A 24,606-nucleotide genomic window follows, 5' to 3' on the forward strand; every position below is an offset into this window, starting at 1 on the left:
ACAATGTTAGAAATAAAACCTATATTTAACGCCTTATGCCGCTCAAAGGTGGGCGCTGTATTACTGCTAATTCAAATTGCAATCACAACGGCAATAGTCAGTAATGCTGCATTTATCATTCAAGATAGAATTAGTTATTTAAACCAAGAAACGGGCTACCCTGAGCAAGATATATTTAAGTTTAATGTAATGACCTTTGGTACTGATATTAACTTGAGCCAGCAGTTTGAGCTTGATGAAAGCATGCTTAGGAAAATGCCAGGCGTAGTTGATGCCGCATTAAGCAGTAGTATTCCGCTATCAGGGGGTGGCAGCGCTTCGAGCTTTAATTTAAAACCTGCTCCACAAGAAGGCCTAAGTGTCAGGGCCGCTTATATTTTTATAGACGATCATGCTATTAATACCTACGGCGTTAACTTAATTGCAGGGCGAAACTTTACCGAAAATGAAGTGCTCGTTACAAACGAAATTACACAAAAGCGCACCAACGTCACTATAGTCACTAAAGTCCTACTTGATGAGCTCTATCCTGATGGAGATGGTTTAGGGAAAATAGTTTATTTTGGTGACCAACCACTTAAAGTTATTGGCGTGATCGGAAAAATGAAAGGCCCGTGGCTCAAAGACAGTAAACCCGATAATTTTGCGTTTATTCCTTATATTAAAGCAGAAAGTTATACACAAGTTGCCGTTCGTACAGAGCCAGGTCAGCGAGCAACTGTAATGAAAGAAATAGAAAATGCCATGCTTGCAAATTACAGTAAGCGCGTTATTAATAACATTAAAGGGCTTGATGAACTAAAAAATGAGTACACCGCTCAAGATCGCCTTATGATGCGCATGCTCATAGTATTAATCACTATTTTAGTGCTTATAACCGCTCTCGGTATTTTTGGCTTAACCTTATTTAATATTAGCAAACGTACTAAGCAAATTGGTACACGCAGAGCACTTGGCGCAAGAAAGTCAGCTATTGTTAGCTACTTTTTAGTAGAAAATGCATTAATTTGTAGCCTAGGTTTAGCCTTAGGTGTAGTAACAGCAATACTACTTGGGAAAATGTTAATGCAGTCTTTTTCTGTAGCCGCACTACCGCCAAGTTATATAGCCGTTACCGCCATTGCCGTATTTTTAATGAGTTTACTTGCAGTATTAGCGCCAGCTAAACGCGCTGCCAATATTTCGCCCAGTATCGCAACTCGCACTATTTAATTATATGTAAATCACTATGCTACACTGCTTAGTAAGGCAGTGTAGCCATCAAAAAATTATAAAAATAACCTATGACTCATAAAATACTCATTGTTGATGATAACCAAGCAGTACTCGACGCACTTTCATTGTTGCTCGAGATCCACGACTTTTCGGTAGTCACTGCAACAAATCCGTTTGATGCTCTGCAAATAGTTCGCTATCAACGAATTGAGCTTGTAATTCAAGACATGAACTTTACCAGCGACACCACCTCTGGCGAAGAAGGTAAAGCGTTGTTTTATGAACTACGAGAAATAAACCCACACCTACCTATTATACTTATTACAGCTTGGACCGAACTTGCCACCGCCATTGAGCTTGTAAAAGCAGGTGCTGCTGATTACTTACCAAAACCCTGGGATGATGCAAAACTACTAGTTTGTATCGGTAACTTAATAGAGCTAGGCAGTGCTAAAAAAATAGTGGCGACACATAATCGCCATCAACAAGAACGTGAAGGTACATTTAAAAATGCAGACCTTGCTGGGCTAATATTTAAAAGTACTGCGATGGAACGACTGGTTACTATGGCGCTACAAGTGGCTAAATCTGATATATCTGCATTAATTACAGGCCCTAATGGGAGTGGCAAAGAGTGTATTGCGCATATTATTCAAAAAAACTCCCCACTTGTATCGCAACCTTTTATTAAGGTAAACGCAGGTGCATTACCGCAAGAACTTATAGAGGCCGAACTTTTTGGCGCTGAAGCTGGCGCATACACGGGGATAACTAAACAACGTATTGGTCGATTTGAAGCAGCTGATGGCGGTACGTTATTTTTAGATGAAATTGGTAATTTACCACTTTCAGGACAAATAAAATTACTACGCGTACTACAAACCGGCGAGTTTGAGCGTTTAGGCTCAACACAAACACGAAAAGTAAATGTGCGCGTTATATCGGCCACTAACGAAAACTTACTACAAGCAATTGAACAAGGTCGATTTAGGGAAGACTTATATTATCGCCTTAACGTAATTGAGCTCAATGTGCCTGCCCTGTGCGAAAGACAAGATGATGTCTTAGCGCTTATTAGCCACTTTTTACCTCACCGAGAGCTGACTATAAACACAGAGCAAGCACTTCAACACTACAAATGGCCAGGTAACGTTCGAGAGCTAGAAAACGCTTGTAAGCGTGTAGCGGTACTAAAACCTGCAGGTGTGCTTACAGTCGATGACTTTGCTCTTTCGTCACCGGTCTCTTCACAACAAAAAGCAGAGCCGACCAAACAGGAAATAGAACACGCAATGCGCGCTCATCAAGGTGTTATAGCCAAAGTGGCCCGTGAATTTGGTTTAAGCCGACAAGCACTTTACAGGCGGTTACAAAAAATGGGTATTGATTATTAATGCCAAACATTATTAGCAACTTTACCCTAAGCCAAAAGATTGTATTAATTTGCGGGCTTTGTAGCGCGCTGCCTGTTGTTATTATTGCCGCGCTAAGTGGCTTTGATATTTACTACACCCTGCTTTTAATATTACTAACGCTTACATTTAGCACCTTGCTTTCAAGAGCCATCACCAAGCCAATAAAGCTTGGCATGCAATCGCTCGAAACCGGATTACTTAATTTTAAAGATGGTGAGCTCTCCAGTCTGCTTGCGTATAAAAATAATGATGAACTTGGAAAGCTATGCCAACTTTATAATCAAACCGCAAAACAGCTTCGCCAAGAAAAACAATGGATTTACCAGCGCGAGTTAATGCTTGATAAAGTATTGCAAAGCTCGCCGCAAGCGCTACTGCTGGTCAATGATAATAATACGGTGGTATTTAGTAATTTAATTAGCCGTAGTTTATTTAATAGCGCAACTCGCCTTGAAGGTATGCAGCTAAGTAAGTTACTCGAAAATTCGCCTCTGCAATTAGTAGCAGCTATAGAGCACGGTATTGATGGCCTCTTTAATATAGAAATAGAGAATCAAGACTCACAAACCTGGCATTTAGCCACTGGGGAGTTTTTACTCAATAATCAAAAGCATCATTTATATATATTTAAACAGTTAACCCGTGAACTTAGTCGCCAAGAAGTTGCCGTGTGGAAAAAAGTAATACGCATTATTAGCCACGAATTAAATAATTCACTCGGCCCCATGTCATCCATGCTACACAGCGCACAATTGCTCGCAAATAAAGTTGATGAGCCTCGCCTTGCCCGTGTATTTGCAACTATTGATGAGCGAATTAGTCATTTAACTGAATTTGTACAAGGCTATGGCAAGTTTGCTAAGCTACCTCAGCCACAAAAAACGCGGGTTAACTGGCAAAACACACTCAATAATTTAAAAAACCACTGGCAATTTAGCTACGAAATAAAAAATTCACACAATGAATTACAAGCTGATCAAACACAACTCGAGCAGCTGCTGATAAACTTATTAAAAAATTCACACGAGTCAGGCTCCAACGCCAATGAAATACATATTCAGGTCGAGTTTGTACCCCAAGCATGTGTTATAAATGTGAGCGACTGCGGCAAAGGAATGAGCGAGCAAGTAATGGCAAATGCTTTAGTGCCCTTCTATTCTACAAAAAGTACGGGGAGTGGTTTAGGGTTAGCCTTATGCAGAGAAATAGCAGAAGCGCACCAAGGGCATATAAGTTTACATAACAAAATAGAGGGCGGCTTAAACGTGCAAGTGAGCCTTCCTTATTTATAAATTCACACAAATTAAAAACAACAAAGCCACTTTTAAAGTAGCTTTGTGTTTAAAGAGCTTAATAACCTGAGTTCAGGTTGAGTAATAAATTACTCTGCGTCAGCTTCTTTGTATTTAGCAGCAGTTTCTGTAATTAACGGCTGTAATTCACCGCGTTGGAACATTTCGATAATAATGTCACAACCACCAACTAATTCGCCATCTACCCAAAGTTGTGGGAATGTTGGCCAATTAGCATATGCTGGAAGCTCAGCACGAATGTCTGGATTAAGTAAAATATCAACGTATGCAAATGGTTCACCACATGACATTAACGCTTGCGATGCTTGTGAAGAAAAACCACAATTTGGTAATTTTGGTGACCCTTTCATGAAAAGGATTATTGGGTTTTCTGAAATTTGCTGTTTAATTTTATCAATGGTTTCCATCTACAACCTCAAAGTAACGATAGCTAAATATATTTTGGTCTTGAAAATAACTCATCGTGACCACAAATATATAACTTAAAATGGGCAAATAAAGCCGCAATTGAAATAGTCTTTCGCAATAGCATTGCTGTTTGCTTAAACTTGAGTAAAATACTCAACAATTATAGTAACACTATATTACCGCTTGGTATAGGTAACTGGTCTGTTTCAACAGGCATTACGTATTACCAAATGGACTATCAACCAAAGAAGATGGAGATAAAAAAATGGCATTTGAACTACCGTCACTACCATATGCAATCGACGCACTTGAGCCACATATTTCAAAAGAAACACTAGAGTTTCACCATGGCAAACACCACAACACTTACGTGGTTAAGCTTAATGGTTTAATCCCTGGTACTGAGTTTGAAAACAAATCTCTAGAAGAGATCGTATGTTCATCAGAAGGCGGCGTATTTAACAACGCAGCACAAATCTGGAACCATACTTTTTACTGGAACAGCTTATCTCCAAACGGCGGCGGCGAGCCTACTGGCGCAGTTGCTGATGCAATCAACGCAAAATGGGGTTCTTTTGATGCGTTTAAAGCGGCATTAAACGATAAAGCAGTAAATAACTTTGGTTCAAGCTGGACGTGGTTAGTTAAGCTTGCTGATGGTTCACTAGACATCGTTAATACATCTAACGCTGCTACACCATTAACTGATGATGGCGTTACTGCAATCCTTACTGTGGATTTATGGGAACACGCTTACTACATTGATTACCGTAACGTTCGTCCAGATTACCTTAAAGGTTTTTGGTCGCTTGTTAACTGGGAATTCGCGAACGCTAACTTCGCTTAATTAGCCTTTAAACGCTAATTTTAAAAAGACGCTTAGGCGTCTTTTTTTGTATGTTATTCTTTTACTTTTTCGTTTATACGTGTTGTTGTGTTCATTAGTTCAACATGATCTTTTTTCACTTAAATTTTTAATTTTATTGCACAAAAATACCAATTCGTGACTAGACTTTAAAAGGTAAGCACCTTTTTACAGCGGGTTTCGGAGGTTATTATGACGATTTTTGAGCATTACCAAGCACGATACGAAGCGGCACAGGAAGAAGAATACAGTATCGCTGAATTTCTTGAAATTTGTAAAACAGATAAGTCTGCCTATGCCAGCGCACCAGAACGTCTACTTATGGCAATTGGCGAACCAAACATGGTAGACACCGCAACCGATGCAAGACTAAGCCGGTTATTTTCTAATAGAGTGGTTGCGCGCTACCCTGCCTTTGCTGACTTTTATGGTATGGAAGACGCCATTGAGCAAATAGTCTCTTATTTAAAACACGCAGCCCAAGGGCTTGAAGAATGCAAACAAGTACTCTATTTACTCGGGCCTGTAGGTGGGGGTAAATCATCCATTGCTGAAAAACTAAAGTATTTAATGCAACAAGTGCCTATTTATTCAATTAAAGGCTCTCCTGTAAACGACCATCCTCTCTCCTTGTTTGATCCTATCGAAGATGCAGACGTACTCAGCAAAGAATATGGTATTAAACCGCGCTACTTAAAAACCATTATGTCGCCTTGGGCTGGAAAACGCTTAAAAGAGTTCAATGGTGATATTAGCCAGTTTAGAGTGGTCAAACGCTACCCTTCTATTTTAAACCAAATAGGCATTGCTAAAACTGAGCCTGGGGATGAAAACAACCAAGATATTTCAGCGCTAGTAGGTAAAGTCGATATTCGCCAGCTTGAGCACTTTGCCCAAAATGATCCTGATGCATACGCCTACTCTGGCTCTTTATGTTTAGCTAACCAAGGGCTGATGGAGTTTGTAGAAATGTTTAAAGCACCGATTAAAGTGCTGCATCCTTTACTTACCGCCACCCAAGAAGGTAACTATAACGGCACAGAAGGTATTAGTGCTCTTCCATTTAATGGCATGATCCTCGCACATTCTAATGAATCTGAGTGGCAAACTTTTAAAAACAATAAAAACAATGAAGCATTTTTAGACCGTGTTTATATTGTTAAAGTGCCTTACTGTTTACGTGTAACTGAAGAAGTTAAAATTTACGACAAATTACTTGAGCACAGCGAGCTATACAATGCGCCATGTGCGCCTGGGACACTTAAAACATTAGCGCAATTTACAACATTATCACGTTTAAAAGAGCCAGAAAATTCCAGTATTTATTCAAAGATGCGGGTATACGATGGCGAAACCCTTAAAGACACAGACCCTAAAGCTAAATCGTATCAAGAGTATCGTGATTACGCAGGTGTTGATGAAGGCATGACGGGGCTATCTACTCGCTTTGCGTTTAAAATTTTATCTCGTGTATTTAACTTTGATACCACCGAGGTTGCTGCAAATCCGGTGCATTTGTTCTATGTGCTTGAGCAACAGATAGAGCGCGAGCAATTTTCAAGTGAAATAGAAGAGCGTTATTTAAGCTTTTTAAAAGGCTATTTAATTCCTCAATATGTAGATTTTATAGGTAAAGAACTGCAAACCGCTTATTTAGAATCGTATTCGGAATATGGACAAAATATTTTTGACCGTTATGTTATTTATGCAGATTTTTGGATACAAGACCAAGAATATCGCGACCCCGATACAGGACAGCTATTTGACCGCGCAGCGCTAAACGCTGAACTTGAAAAAATAGAAAAGCCAGCGGGTATTTCTAATCCTAAAGATTTTCGTAATGAAATAGTGAACTTTGTACTGCGTGCCCGTGCACATAACAACGGTAAAAATCCACTATGGACAAGCTACGAAAAACTACGCACGGTAATTGAGAAAAAAATGTTCTCTAATACCGAAGATTTACTCCCCGTTATTTCGTTTAATACTAAAACGTCTGCAGAGGATCAGCAAAAGCACGAAGACTTTGTGAACCGTATGGTCGAAAAAGGCTATACACAAAAACAAGTTCGCTTGCTTTCTGAGTGGTATTTACGGGTTAGAAAATCGCAATAACCTTCATAGTCGTAGTATATAGGAGGTCAATATGGCGCATTTTATAGATAGGCGTTTAAACGGAAAAAATAAAAGTACGCTTAATCGCCAGCGCTTTATTAGGCGCTATAAAAAACAAATTAAAGAAGCGGTTTCAGATGCGATTAACAAACGCAGCGTAACTGATTCTAGCTCTGGTGAGAGTATTTCTATTCCACAACGCGATATCAGCGAACCTACATTTCATCAGGGAAAAGGCGGGAATAGAGAACAAATTCACCCTGGTAACGATCAGTTTTCTACAGGTGATAAAATTGAGCGCCCTAAAGGCGGACCAGGTGGTGGTGCCGGTGAAGGTGACGCCAGCGATTCGGGCGAGGGACAAGATGAGTTTGTATTTTCAATATCAAAAGACGAATACCTTGATTTACTGTTTGAAGATTTAGAACTCCCTAACTTACAAGAAAACCAACTTGATAAGTTAGTGCAAATGAAAACCCACCGCGCAGGATTTTGTAGCGACGGCATGCCAAGTAATATTGATATTGTCCGCTCTCTTCAAGGCTCGCTTGCACGCCGCGTGGCAATGAGTGCTGGTAAAAAACGTCGCTTAGTTGAGCTTGAAAAGCAACTTGATGCGTTGCTTAATGAACCTCATAGCGATAAAGCGGCAATTGCTTTATTACAAAAAGAAATTGCAGCATTAAAAGTACAAATTAAATCGGTCCCGTTTATTGATAACTACGATTTACGTTTTCGTAATTACGAAAAGCGCCCTCATCCCACCAGCAAAGCAGTGATGTTTTGTATTATGGATGTGTCAGGCTCAATGGATCAGCCAACAAAAGACATGGCAAAGCGTTTTTATATTTTGCTCTATCAATTTTTAACGCGCAGCTATAAAGACATAGAAGTTGTTTATATTCGCCACCACACACAAGCTAAAGAAGTAGATGAACAAGAGTTTTTTTATTCCCAAGAAACTGGCGGCACTATTGTTTCGAGTGCTCTTAAATTAATGAATGAAATAATAAAAGAGCGTTATCACGCAGATGAATGGAATGTGTACGCTGCACAAGCCTCCGATGGCGATAACTGGGCGGACGACACACCGCAATGTGGTGAAATTTTGCGCAACAAGCTCTTAAGCGCAGTACGTTATTTTGCTTATATTGAAATAACCACTCGTGCTCATCAAAGCCTATGGCGCGAATATGAATCTATAACACACAGCCATAATAATTTCGCCATACAGCATATTCAAAGCGTTGAAGATATTTACCCAATTTTTAGGGAGCTATTTAAAAAAGGTCGTCAACAGCAAAACTCTGCATAGCCAAAAGCGAGGTAGCATTATGAATGATAAACGATTGAGTGATGGCCCAGATTGGACCTTTGATTTATTAGATGAGTACCAAGGTGAAATTGCTCGCGTTGCTGCTCATTACAGATTAGTCACCTACCCTAATCAAATTGAAGTGATAACGGCTGAGCAAATGATGGATGCTTATTCAAGCGTTGGCATGCCTATTGGCTACAGTCATTGGTCTTACGGTAAGAAGTTTATCCAAACAGAGCAAAATTATAAGCGCGGGCAAATGGGCCTCGCTTACGAAATAGTGATAAATTCAGACCCTTGTATTGCGTACTTAATGGAAGAAAATACCCTACCTATGCAAGCACTTGTAATGGCGCATGCATGTTACGGACATAACTCATTTTTTAAAGGTAATTACTTATTTAAAGCCTGGACCGATGCTGGCTCAATTATTGATTACTTGGTATTTGCTAAAAACTACATAAGCCGCTGTGAAGAAAAATATGGTATTACTCAGGTAGAGAGCTTACTCGACTCTTGTCATGCGTTAATGAATTACGGGGTCGATCGCTATAAACGTCCACAGCAAATATCACTATTTGAAGAGCAAAAACGCCAACAAGAACGTGAAGAATACTTACAATCACAAGTAAACGAATTGTGGCGTACGATTCCCGAACAGCAACAGGAAACTAAAAAGAAAGAACGCCATTTTCCTACTGAGCCTCAAGAAAATATTTTATATTTTATTGAAAAAAATGCCCCATTACTCGACTCTTGGCAACGTGAAGTGATTCGTATTGTCCGTAAAATATCGCAATACTTTTACCCGCAAAAACAAACTCAAGTAATGAACGAAGGTTGGGCAACATTTTGGCACTACACCATCCTTAATCACTTATATGATGAAGGGAAGCTCACCGACTCATTCATGTTAGAGTTTTTACAAAGTCATACCAACGTAGTTTATCAGCCACCTTATAACAGTAAGTATTATTCAGGCATTAACCCATATGCTTTAGGCTTTAATATGATGGTTGATATTCGCAGAATATGTGAATATCCAACTGAAGAAGATAAAAAATGGTTTCCTGAGTATGCAGGCAGTAATTGGCTAGATACATTGCACTTTGCCATGGAAAACTTTAAAGATGAAAGCTTTATTAGCCAGTTTTTATCGCCGAAGTTAATTCGTGATTTCAAATTATTTACTATTATTGACCATACTAATAATCCCCATTTAGAGATTGGTGCGATACACGATGATAGCGGCTATAAAACAGTTAGAGAAGTGCTCTCCGCGCAATATAATTTAAGTAATCATGAACCTAACATTCAAGTATATGATGTTGATATTAGAGGTGATAGAGCACTTACACTTCGCTATGTACCTCATAATTGCATTCCATTGGCAAACTCACATGAAGAAGTGCTAAAACATCTTTACAGGCTATGGGGCTTTAAGGTAAAACTGGAAGAAGAGTCTAATTCTGGTGAGATTTCAACTATTGGTCAATGTCCAACAGATGACTCTCGTCATACAACAGAGTGAATATAATGGATAAGAAAAAGCTTCTCGTACTGATCGACTCAGTAAATTGTGCAAAAACAGCATTATTACACGCAAAACAAAAAGCACTACAAGACAGTAAACATATTGATATTGTTGCGTTTAGCTATGAAGACACTGGTAATATATTATTTTCATTATCACCAGAGCAAGTACTTGCGATTCAAGACAAACAACTTTCATTACTCAGAGCAACATTAGAACCTCTATTAAAAAAAGAGCTAACTGATTGTGAGTATACATTTCAAACGGTTTGGCATGAATCACCAGAGCAATGGTTAAATAACGAAATAAACGCAACTAATTATGATATGGCAATAAAAACTAGGCATATTGATGCTCAAACTCAATTTAGCGAACTTGACTGGCAGCTTATTCGATTTTCACCAATACCACTTTATTTGGCCGCAGATAATAAATGGAGAAATAACTGTAATGTGTTAGCTGCTCTTGATTTAGGCAGCGAAAAGGCATCTAAGCATCAGTTAAATAAAGCTATTATTAACTGTGGCTTAGATTATGCTAATTCAGAGGGCTGCGAATTTTATGCATGTTATACCGTGCACGTCTCACCTATTTTGAGAGACTTAGGCATTGTATTTTCAGATGAACAAGTACTCAATGCATTCGAAAAATTACCGGAACTACAACGTGATCTGATTAATGAATACAACTTGCGTGATAAATTACACATTAAAGCGGGCTTAGCGGAGCAAGTCATACCAAGCTTGGCAGCAAAACTTGATGCTGAGTTAGTGATTATTGGCTCAGTAGGCAACGTGGGTATTAAGGGAAAGCTTATTGGCAACACAGCGGAAAAAATAATGCGCTTACTTAAAACCGATTTACTTATTTTACCCCCCCACTCAATTTAATACCAATTTTCTTAATTAAGTGCTTTATTTTGAGGTAATAAAATCGTATCAATAACAAGGCAAAAATTCGTTATTTAGTTGTTATCGCTAATTACTCCTACATTGCTCTACCTTCTGCATCCATGCAGTCGTATATCAGAAGTTTTTAACGCAGTTAACGTCAGATTTAATCACTCAAATTAATTAAATATTATTGCGCATTGGTATAAAGAGTGATTAATAAAAATGATGCTTAAGCGTCATTTTTTATATCATCAAAAACAGTGACTTTATTGCGTCCATTATTTTTAGAAAAGTAAAGAGCCCTGTCAGCGGCTTCAATCCAACGTTCATGATCTTTAAATTCATTACTAAAGCACGCAACTCCGATACTTATTGTCATCTTGATTTCAACATTTTTATAAAAGGCAGGGCTTGATTCAATCAACACCCTTAAGCGCTCAGCAAATATTTCAGCCCCTTGCTTATCGGTATCAAGTAGAGTTAATACAAACTCTTCACCACCGTAACGTCCAGCAATATCTGTTTCACGTAATGTGGTACGTAATAACTTTGCAATATGGCGTAACGCCTCATCACCACAACTATGACCATGCTTATCATTCACCTTTTTAAAGTGATCAATATCAAACATTAACAGAGAGCTACACCCTGCATTACGTTTTGTTCGCAAATACTCTTGTTTAAGCATACTTTCCCAATAACCACGATTGTATAACGTCGTTAAGCCATCGGTTTGGCTTACTTGCTCAAGTCTTTTATTTAGCTCTTCTAACTCTTTTTTGTTAACTGCAATATCAGTTACATCATAAAGAATGATACAAATATGGCTAACTTCTGCTCGTATATTAGTAAGCGGAATAAATGTCGCATTTTGATACATATACTCAGCTTTGCCAGTAATTGGGCGATAGTTTTTAAAGCGAAATATATAGGGTTGTTGTTCCCAAATGGTAAACGAGCGGTTTTTTAGTACAAAGACTGGCTCTGATTTACTTCTAAACCACTTTTCATCTATAGCAGGAAATAAATCAAATAAATCTTTATTTTTTACAGCACTTGGTAATAACCCCGAATGGTTTTCCATAAAACCATTCCACACACACACCTTATACTCCCTGTCGAGTACAACTAAACCTACATCAACGGTGTTAAACATATCCATTAACCAATGGATTTCATTCATATCTAAATCAGCAGCCATAACTTAGTCTTCTAATAGGTAAGCAACTTTGTATTTCAAAGTTTTAAGTGAATCTTCAGTAAATAACAGCATAAGGTCACAGTTAATATCGTGATTTTCAATACCATAGCTAATTTCTATAGCAAGCGTACGCTGCCAGCGCGACTTATTCGCTTTCACTAATTCAGATACATCTCTGTGCTGGCCAAGTACGATAGGATGACCTTGGCTAAACGACATATCGAGTTGTTTTGAAAGACCAGTCAAAATAGCCCCGATTAAAATATTACTTATATCCATAAGTAACTCAAGTTCCACTCTGTCATTAAGCTCACCATCGTAATTCATCAGTGAGGCTATCTCTTTAAAGCTAGAGTCATTAAGTAATAATAATGCTTCTCCAGATACACCTCCTCCAATAAATCCCTGGCAAACTCCAGAAGTGGTTGCATTATTATCAATAGAGCGTAGCGCCATATCGAGTTCACTAACCTCTAAGATATTCACATTTGGGATTGGCAGCTCAACAAACACATTAAGTAATCGCGCAAGTAAATCACCGGCTTGACCCATAGCAACATTAGTTAGCTCTTGGTATATATCTCGCACATCTGGGTCTACTTGCTCACCTAAAGAATGAGAAAGACGTTCACGCATGGCTTTATCTTTAATGCCATGGTGTTCAATAATATCGGCTAATTTTTGAGGGGAACATGGCTTTTGGATGAAATCGATCGCCCCTAGTTCAAGCACTCTTTGATGAGCATTAGGCTGTATGTCACCTGAAACTACAACTGTAAGTATATTGAGCCCAAGCTCTTTCATGGCCATTAAAACTTCATAGCCATCCATTTCTGGCATGTTTAAATCAAGGAAAAGGATTTCAGGTTCAGTTGACTTTATTTGTTTGATGCAATCAACACCATCTATCGCAAATTCAACTTTAATATCCCAATCATCAGGTAGAGAACGGGCTAATTGACGCCTCGCTAATTTTGAATCATCACATATTAATACAGATGTTGACATACTATCTCTCTATTTTTAACCAGTTATACATACCAAAAGTGATACACGCATTTTTATTATAGAAGATATTTTTGTAACTGCATGTTAACCAAAGTATAGCCTATTTACAGTTTTTTTATATGATTGAATCATTACCAATTTTATAGAGGCACAGATAATACCTTGGTTACTCCAACGCAGTATAATACACTGACGCCTATTGCGTTAATTTAAAAAGGAAACTCCTATGCTCCGCTCATTAACTTTTGCCTTAAGTATTTTTTGTTCTATGGCTTTCGCTTCTGATATCCCAGAAAACACTCTCGATATAGGTAAAGTCTCTGCACAGGGTAAGACGGTTACTTTACTCGGTAAAGGTGTATCAGTTGGTGATAACGCACCTAATTTTAAAGTTGTCGATGGAAACTTTACACCTGTCACACTGGATAATTATAAGGGCCGAGCTATTTTAATTAGTGTAGTACCAAGTTTAGACACAGGTATTTGTAGTCTACAAACAAAACACTTTAACGAAAAAGTTGCGACGCAATTTCCTGCAGTTGTAATGCTTACTATTAGTGCCGATTTGCCATTCGCTCAAAAAAGATTTTGCAAAGCTGAGAACATAGACAAAATAACTACATTATCTGATTCTGTTTGGCGCGATTTTGGCCAAAAATATGGGTTAATTATTAAAGATATGGGGTTACTAACTCGCTCAGTAATAATATTAGACGAAAACCACAGCATTATTTATAAACAACTCGTTAGTAGCCTTTCAACTGAACCAGAATACAACAGCGTAATTAAGAAGCTTAAAACGCTGTAAAGTTAATATACCCATTCGCTTAATTAAGTGATCTATTTTTAGATAAGAAAATCGTATCCATGACAAGGCAAAAAATTCGTTATTGAGTTGTTATCACTAATTGCTCCTGCATTGCTCTACTTTCGGCATCCATGCCGTCGTATATCAGAATTTTTAACGCTGTTAACGTCATATTTAATCTCTCAAATTGATTAAGTATTCTAGACTTAAAACAAAAAACCGCCAATTGGCGGTTTTTTAATAGGCTTTTAAATTTAACCTAAAAGCTCACCAAGTTGTGAACTTACAGCCTCAACAGCTTGCGTACCATCTAGTTTGTGGTATTGAGTGTTACCAGCCGCCGCTTCTGCTTGGTAGTAATCAACTAACGGCATAGTTTGCTCGTGGTAAATACCTAAACGTTTACGTACTGTTTCTTCAGTATCGTCTGCGCGAACAATTAAGTCATCCCCAGTTTCATTGTCTTTACCTTCCACTTTTGGTGGATTATAAACAACATGGTAAACACGACCAGAACCAGGATGAACACGACGTCCGCCCATACGTTCAACAATCACTTCGTCAGCCACGTCAAATTCAATAACGTGATCAACCACTACGCCATTTTCTTTCATTGCATCGGCTTGAGGAATTGTGCGCGGGAAGCCATCAAGTAAAAAGCCTTTCTCACAATCCGCTTTAGTAATACGCTCTTTTACTAAACCAATAATAATATCGTCAGAAATTAGTTGACCAGCATCCATTACTTTTTTTGCTTCTAGGCCTAATGGCGTACCTTCTTTAATTGCTGCACGTAACATATCGCCAGTAGAAATTTGTGGAATACCGTATTTGTCCATTAAAAACTGAGCTTGAGTACCTTTACCTGCACCCGGCGCGCCCAAAAGAATAATGCGCATATTATTGTCCCCTAGTATGGATATTTATTTTAAAGCCTGAATTCTTCCACAAGCGCCGCCGATACTCAAGCAACTTATACTAATTGATGAGTTGTTGGGGTGTTTACAGGGCATTAAAAAAGGGAACACACGTTCCCTTTTATTTAAAGTACATAATTTATACTTTATTAACTGAGTAAATAGCTATTTGCTTATTTGCTTAGTTCAAGCATTAGTTTATTTAAGCGAGTAACAAACCCTGTTGGATCTTTAAGTGTACCGCGCTCTGCAAGTAATGCTTGGTCTAGTAAAACATGTGACCACTGTGCAAACTTATCTTCATCTTGTTCGTCATTTAAGTGCTTAACAAGTTGATGCTCTGGGTTTAGCTCAAACACAGGTTTTGCTTCTGGCGCTGCTTGGCCCACAGACTCCATTAGCTTTTGCATTTGTGAGCTCATGTCGTTGTCATCGCTTACAACACATGCTGGAGAATCTGTTAGACGGTGCGTAAAGCGCACTTCTTTAACGTCATCACCTAGTGCTGTTTTAATACGCTCAACAAGGCCAGCCATCTCTTTTTCAGACTCTTCTTGTGCTTTTTTAGTCTCTTCGTCGTCCAGCTTACCTAAATCTAAATCACCACGTGTGATTGACTGTAGTTGCTTATCAGCAAATTCAGTTAAGTGGCTCATCATCCACTCGTCAACACGGTCACTTAGTAGTAATACTTCAATGCCTTTTTTGCGGAAAATCTCTAAATGCGGAGAATTTTTCGCAGAAGTAAATGTATCAGCAACAACGTAGTAAATTTTGTCTTGGCCTTCGTTCATGCGCTCAACATATTGCTCAAGCGACACATCTTGTGTTTCTGAATCAGTATGAGTAGACGAAAAACGTAGTAGCTTACATACGGCTTCTTTATTTGCCGCATCTTCAGCTGGGCCTTCTTTCATTACTTGGCCAAACTCATTCCAAAATACTTGGTAATCGTCAGCTTTGTTTTTAGCCATACGCTCAAGCATTTTAATAATGCGCGATGTACACCCTTTACGAATAGCTTGCGTTACTTTGTTATCTTGTAGAATTTCACGAGATACGTTTAGCGGTAAATCGTTTGAATCTAGTAAACCTTTTACAAAGCGTAGGTAGCTTGGCATAAACTGCTCAGCATCATCCATTACAAATACACGTTGTACATAAAGTTTTAAACCACTTTGACGTTCACGGTTCCATAAATCGAAAGGTGCTTTTTTAGGGATGTATAAAAGGCTGGTGTATTCAGTTTTACCTTCAACTTTATTGTGCGCCCAGCTAAGTGGATCTTCCCAGTCGTGGCTTACGTGCTTGTAAAATTCTTTGTATTCTTCATCAGAAAGCTCTGACTTATCACGTGTCCACAATGCAGTTGCGCGGTTAATGCTTTCCCATTCACCTGGTACTGCTGGAATTTTTTCGCCGTCTTCGCCTTCAGACTCTGGTACTTCTGCTTTAAACATTTGTACCGGCGTTGAAATATGGTCTGAGTATTTAGTTACGATGCCACGTAGGCGGTAATCGTCAGCAAATTCTTTTTCTTCATCACGAAGATGTAAAATAATATCGGTACCACGGCCTTCTTTTTCAATTTCTTGAAGTGTGTATTCGCCTTCACCTTGAGATTCCCACTCGTAAGCTGTTGTTTCACCCGCTTTACGTGTACGAACAGTTACTAAATCGGCAACAATAAATGCTGAGTAAAAACCAACACCAAATTGACCAATTAATTGTGAATCTTTACTTTGATCCCCTGTTAAGTTTTTGAAAAACTCAGCAGTGCCTGACTTTGCAATAGTCCCTAATGAGCTAATGATTTCATCGCGCGTCATACCAATACCATTATCTGAAATGGTAATTGTATTTGCTTCTTTATCTGCGCTAATACGCACACGTAAATCAGCGTCGCCTTGGTATAGATCGCCTTGAGATAGTGCCAAAAAGCGTAACTTGTCTGCCGCATCTGATGCGTTTGACACAAGTTCACGTAAAAATATTTCTTTATTAGAATAAAGAGAATGAATCATTAAGTTTAATAATTGTTTTACTTCTGTTTGAAAGCCTAATGTTTCTTTTTGAGCTGCAGTCATTTATATATCTCCAATTTGCAAAGTGTCTGCGTTATGCACTTAATATGGGGTGAGGTGTTAGAACTTCAAGGGAAAAATTTAAAAAAGGTGAAATGAAAACAAAGAACAGTAAAATTATTTAAAACGAGTGCGGGCAATTAATATGAATTTTCTCGCCGCTGACGGGGTGCTCAAAATATAAATCGCTTGCATGTAATTGTAAGCGCCCAGCCATATTTTCACTTTGCGCACTTTTATATAAATCGCAACCTAAAATAGGGTGGCCTATAAACTGGCTGTGTATTCTCAATTGATGAGTACGCCCAGTAACGGGCGTAAATTGCACTAAGGTTCTGTATGGTTGTTTTAGCCGTTCCAGTACTTTATATTCACTGACTGCGGTTTTGCCAGTCGATTGGCAAATTTTAACTCGCGGAAAAAGCAGTTTATCTTTTGCTATTGGCGCAGTAATTGACCCCTCATCAACAGCTAAGCACCCTTCTAACATGGCTACATAACGCTTTTGAATAGTGCGCGCCTGAAACTGTTTATTAAGATGCTTTGACGCAATCGCGTTTAATCCAACAATCATAATGCCCGATGTACCCAAATCTAACCGATGCGGTAACTTAGCCTCAGCAAAAGCGGCTGTTAACCCTTTTTGACCATGTACTAAACGGTAATGCACTGAATCCCAGTTAAGCGTATTTTTGCCCGACAAACTCAATAACCCACTGGGTTTATTGATCAATAAAATATCGTCATCTTGATATAATATTTCAATAAACCCGTCGCACTTAGGCGCTACAAAATCATCAACTATAATGGGTTGTTCTGAAGGTGTTTGCGATGTTGAGTTAGCCATTAAGTTAATCATTAAATTAGTCACTATCTTTTGAATGAAGCGCTTTTAAAGCCAATACTTTTTCACGTAAATCATCTGCTACTACTTTATCAGCAGCAATCGGGGCACCGACTGCAACCGACACCAAAGACCATTTTAATCGTGGTAGTTGCCACTTAGCTTTTCGGCTAAACATACTTCCCCACAAGCCCCCTAAATGCACAGGAATAACGGGCACAGGTGAGCGCTCAATAATACGCTCTATTCCTCGGCGAAAAATATCGATAGAGCCATCACTGGTTAGTTTCCCTTCAGGGAAAATACCAACAAGCTCGCCTTTTTCAAGCGCAGCAGCCACTTCATCAAACGCTTTTTTAAACGCTTCAGGATTGGTTTTTTCACTATCAATGGGAATAGCTTTAGCCATTTTAAATAACCAATGCAGAGCTGGCGAATAATAAATAGGGGCAAATACCATAAATCGAATAGGCCTTGGTGAGGCGGCTAAAATAAACATCCAATCAACAAAACTCACGTGGTTGCACACAATAACAGCAGCGCCTTCATCAGGTATATTACTTTCACCTTTTGTACGCACTCTGTACATACAAATGGCCAAAATATAAATAACAAAGCGTAAAAAGAATTCAGGTACTTTAGTATAAATATAAGCAGAAATAAGTAAATTTAGCCCCGCAAGTAGCAATAATAGCTCTGAAATACTCCACTGAAAAATAGACAACGTGACAATACTTAAAACAGCACTACCGACCATAAACAAGGCATTTAATACATTGTTAGCCGCTATTACTCGTGATCGACTCGCTTCTTCAGTCCGTTGTTGAATAAGCGCATATAGCGGTACAGTGTAAAAACCGGCGCCAATGCCTATGCCTGCCATCCATATGAAATGCCACATCATATCGCCTGTTTTCAATACCTGTTCGAGTGTTAATAATTCAGTGTTTTGAGGTTTATAGGTACTAATAGCGGGCTCTTGGCTCAGTAAATATAAAAACAAGGTAATTAAAATAGCGCCAAAGGGCACAATGCCTAGCTCAATACGAAAGCGAGATAACTTTTCACACAGTAATGAACCAATAGCAATACTCAATGAAAACACAACCAGTGCACTGGTTACCACCAATTCATCGCCGCCCATTACATGTTTTACATAATTTGGTAGGGACGTTAAAACGATGGCGCCAATTAACCAAAACCAGCTGATCCCGAGCACTGACTTACCAACCGATTCTGTTTGCGAATTAAGTGCTGTAAATACGTTTTTTGTGGATGAAAATATATTATAGGTAAATTTTAAGTTTGGCTCGTTCGCCTCACTAACGGGTATAAAGCGACTGCTTACGTAACCCATAACAGCCAGTACTAATACTGCTATACTTATAAGCGTAGGACCTACCGATTGAGTAATATAGTAAGTGCCAAAAATTGTACCAATCAGTATTGCTACAAACGTGCCCGATTCAACCAAGGCATTCGCTTTTGTTAATTCGCTAGGTGCTACGTGCTGGGGTAAAATAGAGTATTTTAATGGCCCAAAAAACGTACTTTGTACGCCCATTAAAAATACTGTAGCTAACATTAACCACACATACTGCGTTAAAATAGAGACTGCCCCTACAACCATAATAGGGATTTCACATAGTTTTACGATTCTAATCAATTTTGATTTTTCTGTTTTCTCTGCAAGCTGCCCCGCCATCCCTGAAAATAAAAAGAACGGAAGAATAAATAATCCCGCAGCAATATTAGAATAAAGTGCGCCATCTGCAAGCGTTGCAGCCTGAAATATCAATAGAATAAGCACTGATTGCTTATACACGTTATCGTTTATTGCTGAGAAAAACTGCGTAATAAAAAGCGGTAAAAAACGCTTACTACCCAGTAATGTACCTTGGTAGGGTTGATTATCTTTCATTGTATTCCTTACTAATTAGAGACATAGCCCCAAAATATATTATACCAATTCGTTTAATTAAATGATCTATTTTTAGGGCTGAAAAACGTGTTGATAGCTAGGCAAAAATTCGCTATTTAGTTGTTCTAAATGAGAACTTGTTAACGCAGGTAGCGACACGTTTAGCCCCGCAAAATGATTAAGTATTATTGCGGATTGGTATTAGACTGCTTCTAAGCTTACCTTAAAAACAAAAAGCCTACATAAGTTAATCATGTAGGCTTTTACAATATGTTTTCAAATAGTGACTTTAAGTTAGTCTTGAGTAACAGCGCGTCTGCCACTAAAGGCATGCATCAGCGTTCTACCATCAACCAAATCAAGCTCGCCCCCCACAGGAATACCGTGAGCAATACGCGAGGCATCTACTTTATATTTATGACAAAGCTGCGCAATATAATGAGCAGTAGTTTCACCTTCAACGGTAGGGTTAGTCGCTAAAATGACCTCATTAATACCGCCTTGAGCAAGTTTTTGCTCTAAAACGTCTAAGCCAATTTCTTTAGGGCCGATACCGTCAATTGGCGATAAATGACCCATTAAAACAAAATATAGCCCTAAGTACTGACCCGTTTGCTCAATAGCAAGCACGTCAGTAGGCGATTCAACAACACATAATATGCCGCTGTCTTGGCGCTTTGTACTTAAACAAATATCACATTGCGTTTGTTCGCAAAAGGTGCGACAAGACTGACAATGCCCTATGGCGGTCATTGCTTTAGTCAATGCATTGCCCAATTGAGTGCCTCCCTTTCGGTCGCGCTCTAATAAATGAAAGGCAATACGTTGCGCTGACTTTGGACCAATACCCGGTTGACAGCGCAGTGCTTCTATAAGCTGATTTAAACTATCTGAAAGTTGCATTATTTACTTAAAACGGCATTTTCATACCTGGTGGTAATTGCATACCGCCAGTTACTTTACCCATACGCTCTTGTGTTTCTTCTGCAACACGGCGAACAGCATCGTTACATGCTGCTGCAAGTAAGTCTTCAATCATGTCTTTGTCGTCTTCCATAAGGCTTTCATCAAGCTGAACACGACGTACATTGTGGTTACCAAGCATGGTTACTTTAACTAAACCGGCACCGGCTTCACCAACAACTTCTAATGTTGCGATTTCGTCTTGGGCTTTTTGCATGCGATCTTGCATTTGCTGCGCTTGCTTCATCATGTTACCCATTCCACCTTTAAACATAACTTTCTCTCTTTCTTTTAATACATTAATTAACATGAACATAAGGGCGATTGTAAGTAATTACAATGCCTGAATACTGTTTTCGTCAATTTCGGCGCTAAATACTTGCTGAAATTGTACTATGTTTTCATCCGATGTGATCACATCGATTGCTTGTTGATGACGACCTGCATCAATTTTTTGCTGAATAAGATAAGGAGAGTCAATAACTCCCTTAGCAAAATTAATACTTAACGACACGTTATGCTCATAAATACTCGACAATGCGGCATCTAATCTTTGGCGAAGCATCGGTGTATCTAAATGCTTTTGTGATTCATCAACGTCTATATGTAAACTGTTGCCTTGCTTGGTAAATATTGAATGCAATGCAAATTGGCGCATACGACCACCCAGTCCCATACGTTTAATTAAATAAGCCCATTCATCTTGTTGATGTGCAAATCTAATTTCACTAATTGGGCTTTGAAAATCATCAGGGGCAGGAATACTTACTTCCTCTGGCACTATTTCAGGCGCTTTTTGAGGGTTTATTTGCTCAAGTAATTCTGGCGCAAGATTTTCAGTAATTGTTTGGTGCTTTGCTTTAAAATCTATTTTTTCAGGTTTGTCAAAACCTTGATTATTAGCCGGTGTTTGGCTCCCCGTTACTGGGAGCGGTGGCTTTTTTTCACTTTCACCTACTGTATCAGTAGCCCAAGGCGGGTTGTCTGACTGTGTAGGTACTGACTTATGGTTTTGTGATACAGCGCTATTTGGCCGCTCAGCTGACTGAGCCACTGTATTTTCATTTTTTGGCACTTCACCGACATTATGAGTACGGCTAGTAACAGTACTGTTAGATACGTTTGATGAACTAGCCTTTGCCGTATTTAAGTTTGTCCCAGAAAGCTTTCCTGAGCCTGATATATTACGATCACGCAATATGCGCGCAATAGCGGATTGCGCTTTTGCCTCGCGTTCAACTATCGAAGCATTTTCATCGTGTTGTTGCTGGTTTTGCAAGTCTGATTGCGGGTCAAAACTATTTTTTTCAATACTTGTTGAGTGTTCCGGCAAATGATTTTGCTGATTAGCACTTATATCTTTTTGTGGATTAAACCCCTGATCAACAGCGCTACTCATCACATCATCAAACTGCGCGGCCAATGTTTGCTCTACATCACTGTGTTGCATGTAAGCTTCATCTTCACTTTGACGCTGTGTTTGAGCATCCGAAACAACATTGGTTTGCGGTAGCTCATTAGCTGAAGCCTGTTGCTTTGAAGCGTTTTCACTTTGTTGAACTGGTTGAACTACTGCAACTTGGGCTGGCTCATTATTACTTTGCACGACGTCATTATTTGATGTCTGAGCGGCAGCATTAGGTAAAGGCTCTATCTCAACGGTTCTAGGCTGTTCTGTATTGCTAACTGGCTTAGTATTATTTACTGGAGCACTGCTTTGGCTAGCTACGGTGTCTTGCGATGTTTTGTTTTTATTTAATATATCTCGCAGTGCATTTGCTCGGCCTTGTTTATTTTGGACGGGCTCTTCGTTGGCTGTGTGTACAACTTGTTGGGCATCCGTAGGCTTAAATGCTAATAATCTTAGCATAAGCATTTCAAAACCTAATCTAGGCTCTGGTGCCCATTGTAAATCTTTTTTACCGTTTAAAAGTAACTGGTAATAAATTTGTATTTGTTGCGGACTCGTATGCTGTGCAACGTGCGTTATGTAATCAGCGTTCGTTTCATCAAGCCCTGCTGCCTGTGGTACTAATTGAGTTAGTTGAGTTAAATGTGTTAACGCAATTAAATCATCAAGTAAGGCAATATAGTTTGGGTTTCTGCTCGCAACGTGTGCTATTTCGCTCATTAAAGCTGTGCCATCTTGGGCAAGTAGTGCAGCTAATAGGCTTTGGCTATAATGTGTATCCATCAAACCAAGCATTGTTTGTACTGCTTGATTATTAATATCACCATTTGTTTGTGCTATAGCTTGATCGGTTAAGCTCAGTGCGTCACGCATACTGCCGTCAGCGGCTTTTGCAATAATACTAAGTGCATCATTGTCATAGCTGAGCTGTTCTTGAGTAAGTACGTGCTCAAGCTGTGCTTTAATTTCACTTTGCGACAAGGCATTTAAGTTAAATTGTAAACAACGAGATAAAATAGTAACTGGTAACTTTTGTGGATCGGTCGTCGCTAATAAAAATTTCACATGCTCTGGTGGTTCTTCAAGCGTTTTTAAAAGTGCATTAAAACTGTGCTTTGAGAGCATGTGAACTTCATCGATTAGATATACTTTATAACGTCCACGCGTTGGCGCATATTGAACGTTATCGAGTATTTCGCGGGTGTCCTCTACTTTAGTTCGAGAAGCCGCATCTATTTCGAGTAAGTCAATATAGCGTCCTGCTTCTATATCTAAACAGCTGCTACATTGACCACACGGATTTGCAGATATACCTTCGTCGCAATTTAAGCTTTTAGCAAAAATACGCGCAATGGTCGTTTTACCCACACCGCGGGTTCCAGTGAATAAATAAGCGTGATGCAGTCTATTTTGTGTAAGCGCATTTACAAGCGCTTGCTTAACATGAGACTGCCCAACCAATTCATGAAAGGTTTGAGGACGCCATTTTCTCGCTAGAACCTGATAACTCATCGATTACTCGCCTTCGAATTCAACCAATTTTAGGATTTTAATACCCATTTCCTTGATGCGCTGCTCGCCACCTAGTTCTGGTAATGACACAACAAATGCTGCATCTGTAGCTTCGCCACCTAGTTTATGAACTAATTTAGCGGTGGCTTCAATTGTACCGCCAGTAGCTAATAAATCATCCACTAACAATACTTTATCGCCAGGTACAATTGCATCTACATGCAGCTCTAATGTATCTTCACCGTATTCTAGCAAGTAATCTTGACGAATAACTTCGCGCGGCAACTTACCTGGTTTACGTACTGGAATAAAGGGAATGCCTAACGCGTAAGATAACGGCGCACCAAAAATAAAACCACGCGATTCTGTGCCAATTATTTTAGTAAAACCTTGATCTTTATATTCAGCGATAAAAGCGTCAATTGTGGCTTTAAAGGCTTCTGGATTTGCCATTAAAGTAGTTACATCGCGAAACATAATGCCCGCTTTTGGATAATCAGCAATTGTAGTGATGCTGTTTTTGATAATTGCTGGTGTTACTTGAGTCATAATTTTAACTGCTCAATTATTTATATTACAAAGCAGGTGATTATAACCTTAACTGACCTTTAAATGCGAGTTTGACGTTATTATAGTTTAAGCGGGGTAATTAAAAATAAAGAGGTTCAAGGCTGAAGTAAACAACAGCCTTAATAAACGCTATGCATTTTAGGTTAAGCTAGTGATCCAACCTAAAATTGCATTTAAACAACCAATTCCTGCAAATATAGCTAAAAATGCAAGAAAGTAAGTAGCGTTGAACGGATCTTTAAAGTCTTTATCATCTGACATTGGTACAACCTTTTATTAAGCACGGCAAAT

21 protein-coding genes are annotated in these 24,606 nt (G+C 38.9%); 9 read left to right on the forward strand and 12 right to left on the reverse strand.

Going from position 1 to position 24,606, the window contains the following annotated elements:
• Window positions 1–3 precede the first annotated feature (3 nt).
• The 3 genes from DO88_RS17880 (at window position 4) to DO88_RS17870 (ending at window position 3,922) form a co-directional block, all read left to right on the forward strand.
• The gene (locus DO88_RS17880; RefSeq protein ID WP_033037737.1) at window positions 4–1,212 is read left to right on the forward strand and encodes an ABC transporter permease; all 1,209 of its coding nucleotides are present in this window, start codon (window positions 4–6) and stop codon (window positions 1,210–1,212) included.
• A 71-nt stretch (window positions 1,213–1,283) separates the two neighbouring features.
• A complete protein-coding gene (locus DO88_RS17875; protein ID WP_033037738.1) occupies window positions 1,284–2,609 on the forward strand; it encodes a sigma-54-dependent transcriptional regulator in 1,326 nt (441 codons plus the stop codon).
• Entirely contained in the window at window positions 2,609–3,922 is a 1,314-nt protein-coding gene (locus DO88_RS17870; protein ID WP_033037739.1) for a sensor histidine kinase, read from the forward strand. Before DO88_RS17875 ends, DO88_RS17870 begins: the two co-directional genes overlap by 1 nt.
• Before the next feature lie 89 nt (window positions 3,923–4,011).
• Here the strand turns inward: DO88_RS17870 and DO88_RS17865 are convergent, their stop codons facing one another.
• On the reverse strand, window positions 4,012–4,350 hold the full coding sequence (locus DO88_RS17865) for a Grx4 family monothiol glutaredoxin (RefSeq protein ID WP_004335359.1): 339 nt from the start codon (window positions 4,348–4,350) through the stop codon (window positions 4,012–4,014).
• A 266-nt stretch (window positions 4,351–4,616) separates the two neighbouring features.
• Here DO88_RS17865 and DO88_RS17860 point away from each other — a divergent pair, with 266 nt between their 5' ends.
• From DO88_RS17860 to DO88_RS17840, 5 genes are all read left to right on the forward strand, one after another.
• A complete protein-coding gene (locus DO88_RS17860) occupies window positions 4,617–5,198 on the forward strand; it encodes a superoxide dismutase (protein ID WP_007375847.1) in 582 nt (193 codons plus the stop codon).
• A gap of 210 nt (window positions 5,199–5,408) precedes the next feature.
• Window positions 5,409–7,331, forward strand: coding sequence for a PrkA family serine protein kinase (locus DO88_RS17855; RefSeq protein WP_008138405.1), 1,923 nt, complete (start codon window positions 5,409–5,411; stop codon window positions 7,329–7,331).
• Window positions 7,332–7,362: 31 nt separating this feature from the next.
• Window positions 7,363–8,646: a YeaH/YhbH family protein gene (locus tag DO88_RS17850; RefSeq protein ID WP_033037740.1), complete on the forward strand. Its 1,284-nt coding sequence runs from the start codon at window positions 7,363–7,365 to the stop codon at window positions 8,644–8,646.
• A gap of 19 nt (window positions 8,647–8,665) precedes the next feature.
• On the forward strand, window positions 8,666–10,180 hold the full coding sequence (locus DO88_RS17845; protein WP_033037742.1) for a SpoVR family protein: 1,515 nt from the start codon (window positions 8,666–8,668) through the stop codon (window positions 10,178–10,180).
• A gap of 5 nt (window positions 10,181–10,185) precedes the next feature.
• The gene (locus tag DO88_RS17840) at window positions 10,186–11,073 is read left to right on the forward strand and encodes a universal stress protein (RefSeq protein WP_033037744.1); all 888 of its coding nucleotides are present in this window, start codon (window positions 10,186–10,188) and stop codon (window positions 11,071–11,073) included.
• Between the two features lie 232 nt (window positions 11,074–11,305).
• Here the strand turns inward: DO88_RS17840 and DO88_RS17835 are convergent, their stop codons facing one another.
• Complete coding sequence (locus tag DO88_RS17835; RefSeq protein ID WP_033028617.1) at window positions 11,306–12,277, reverse strand: sensor domain-containing diguanylate cyclase; 972 nt, start codon at window positions 12,275–12,277, stop codon at window positions 11,306–11,308.
• Window positions 12,278–12,280: 3 nt separating this feature from the next.
• Window positions 12,281–13,285, reverse strand: coding sequence for a response regulator (locus DO88_RS17830; RefSeq protein WP_033037746.1), 1,005 nt, complete (start codon window positions 13,283–13,285; stop codon window positions 12,281–12,283).
• 226 nt (window positions 13,286–13,511) lie between these two features.
• Here DO88_RS17830 and tpx point away from each other — a divergent pair, with 226 nt between their 5' ends.
• Complete coding sequence (gene tpx, locus DO88_RS17825; RefSeq protein WP_008138412.1) at window positions 13,512–14,093, forward strand: thiol peroxidase; 582 nt, start codon at window positions 13,512–13,514, stop codon at window positions 14,091–14,093.
• Between the two features lie 254 nt (window positions 14,094–14,347).
• Here tpx and adk read toward each other — a convergent pair whose 3' ends face one another.
• The 9 genes from adk to DO88_RS19185 all read right to left on the reverse strand — a co-directional run bounded on the left by adk (window position 14,348) and on the right by DO88_RS19185 (window position 24,576).
• Window positions 14,348–14,992 (reverse strand): adenylate kinase, encoded by a 645-nt coding sequence (gene adk / locus DO88_RS17820; protein WP_007375855.1) that lies wholly within the window; start codon window positions 14,990–14,992, stop codon window positions 14,348–14,350.
• 191 nt (window positions 14,993–15,183) lie between these two features.
• Window positions 15,184–17,097, reverse strand: a complete 1,914-nt coding sequence (gene htpG / locus DO88_RS17815; protein ID WP_007375856.1) for a molecular chaperone HtpG — start codon at window positions 17,095–17,097, stop codon at window positions 15,184–15,186.
• A 118-nt stretch (window positions 17,098–17,215) separates the two neighbouring features.
• A complete protein-coding gene (locus DO88_RS17810; RefSeq protein ID WP_007375857.1) occupies window positions 17,216–17,953 on the reverse strand; it encodes an RluA family pseudouridine synthase in 738 nt (245 codons plus the stop codon).
• A gap of 4 nt (window positions 17,954–17,957) precedes the next feature.
• Window positions 17,958–19,859, reverse strand: a complete 1,902-nt coding sequence (locus tag DO88_RS17805) for an MFS transporter (RefSeq protein ID WP_033037748.1) — start codon at window positions 19,857–19,859, stop codon at window positions 17,958–17,960.
• 294 nt (window positions 19,860–20,153) lie between these two features.
• Entirely contained in the window at window positions 20,154–20,762 is a 609-nt protein-coding gene (recR, locus tag DO88_RS17800; RefSeq protein ID WP_007375859.1) for a recombination mediator RecR, read from the reverse strand.
• Between the two features lie 7 nt (window positions 20,763–20,769).
• On the reverse strand, window positions 20,770–21,096 hold the full coding sequence (locus DO88_RS17795) for a YbaB/EbfC family nucleoid-associated protein (protein ID WP_002962306.1): 327 nt from the start codon (window positions 21,094–21,096) through the stop codon (window positions 20,770–20,772).
• Between the two features lie 60 nt (window positions 21,097–21,156).
• Entirely contained in the window at window positions 21,157–23,745 is a 2,589-nt protein-coding gene (gene dnaX, locus DO88_RS17790) for a DNA polymerase III subunit gamma/tau (RefSeq protein ID WP_033037750.1), read from the reverse strand.
• Window positions 23,746–23,748: 3 nt separating this feature from the next.
• The gene (gene apt / locus DO88_RS17785) at window positions 23,749–24,294 is read right to left on the reverse strand and encodes an adenine phosphoribosyltransferase (RefSeq protein ID WP_033037753.1); all 546 of its coding nucleotides are present in this window, start codon (window positions 24,292–24,294) and stop codon (window positions 23,749–23,751) included.
• A gap of 159 nt (window positions 24,295–24,453) precedes the next feature.
• Window positions 24,454–24,576: a hypothetical protein gene (locus DO88_RS19185; protein WP_007375862.1), complete on the reverse strand. Its 123-nt coding sequence runs from the start codon at window positions 24,574–24,576 to the stop codon at window positions 24,454–24,456.
• Window positions 24,577–24,606 lie beyond the last annotated feature (30 nt).

The sequence above is a fragment of the Pseudoalteromonas sp. S3431 genome (genome assembly GCF_000690035.1).
GTDB classification, from domain to species: Bacteria; Pseudomonadota; Gammaproteobacteria; order Enterobacterales; family Alteromonadaceae; genus Pseudoalteromonas; species Pseudoalteromonas fuliginea.

Bases quoted from the DNA above. Each gene is read 5' to 3' on its own strand.
- DO88_RS17880 (WP_033037737.1), top strand. From the start codon at position 4: ATGTTAGAAATAAAACCTATATTTAACGCCTTATGCCGCTCAAAGGTG.
- DO88_RS17875 (WP_033037738.1), top strand. From the start codon at position 1,284: ATGACTCATAAAATACTCATTGTTGATGATAACCAAGCAGTACTCGAC.
- DO88_RS17870 (WP_033037739.1), top strand. From the start codon at position 2,609: ATGCCAAACATTATTAGCAACTTTACCCTAAGCCAAAAGATTGTATTA.
- DO88_RS17865 (WP_004335359.1), bottom strand. From the start codon at position 4,350: ATGGAAACCATTGATAAAATTAAACAGCAAATTTCAGAAAACCCAATA.
- DO88_RS17860 (WP_007375847.1), top strand. From the start codon at position 4,617: ATGGCATTTGAACTACCGTCACTACCATATGCAATCGACGCACTTGAG.
- DO88_RS17855 (WP_008138405.1), top strand. From the start codon at position 5,409: ATGACGATTTTTGAGCATTACCAAGCACGATACGAAGCGGCACAGGAA.
- DO88_RS17850 (WP_033037740.1), top strand. From the start codon at position 7,363: ATGGCGCATTTTATAGATAGGCGTTTAAACGGAAAAAATAAAAGTACG.
- DO88_RS17845 (WP_033037742.1), top strand. From the start codon at position 8,666: ATGAATGATAAACGATTGAGTGATGGCCCAGATTGGACCTTTGATTTA.
- DO88_RS17840 (WP_033037744.1), top strand. From the start codon at position 10,186: ATGGATAAGAAAAAGCTTCTCGTACTGATCGACTCAGTAAATTGTGCA.
- DO88_RS17835 (WP_033028617.1), bottom strand. From the start codon at position 12,277: ATGGCTGCTGATTTAGATATGAATGAAATCCATTGGTTAATGGATATG.
- DO88_RS17830 (WP_033037746.1), bottom strand. From the start codon at position 13,285: ATGTCAACATCTGTATTAATATGTGATGATTCAAAATTAGCGAGGCGT.
- tpx (WP_008138412.1), top strand. From the start codon at position 13,512: ATGCTCCGCTCATTAACTTTTGCCTTAAGTATTTTTTGTTCTATGGCT.
- adk (WP_007375855.1), bottom strand. From the start codon at position 14,992: ATGCGCATTATTCTTTTGGGCGCGCCGGGTGCAGGTAAAGGTACTCAA.
- htpG (WP_007375856.1), bottom strand. From the start codon at position 17,097: ATGACTGCAGCTCAAAAAGAAACATTAGGCTTTCAAACAGAAGTAAAA.
- DO88_RS17810 (WP_007375857.1), bottom strand. From the start codon at position 17,953: ATGATTAACTTAATGGCTAACTCAACATCGCAAACACCTTCAGAACAA.
- DO88_RS17805 (WP_033037748.1), bottom strand. From the start codon at position 19,859: ATGAAAGATAATCAACCCTACCAAGGTACATTACTGGGTAGTAAGCGT.
- recR (WP_007375859.1), bottom strand. From the start codon at position 20,762: ATGCAACTTTCAGATAGTTTAAATCAGCTTATAGAAGCACTGCGCTGT.
- DO88_RS17795 (WP_002962306.1), bottom strand. From the start codon at position 21,096: ATGTTTAAAGGTGGAATGGGTAACATGATGAAGCAAGCGCAGCAAATG.
- dnaX (WP_033037750.1), bottom strand. From the start codon at position 23,745: ATGAGTTATCAGGTTCTAGCGAGAAAATGGCGTCCTCAAACCTTTCAT.
- apt (WP_033037753.1), bottom strand. From the start codon at position 24,294: ATGACTCAAGTAACACCAGCAATTATCAAAAACAGCATCACTACAATT.
- DO88_RS19185 (WP_007375862.1), bottom strand. From the start codon at position 24,576: ATGTCAGATGATAAAGACTTTAAAGATCCGTTCAACGCTACTTACTTT.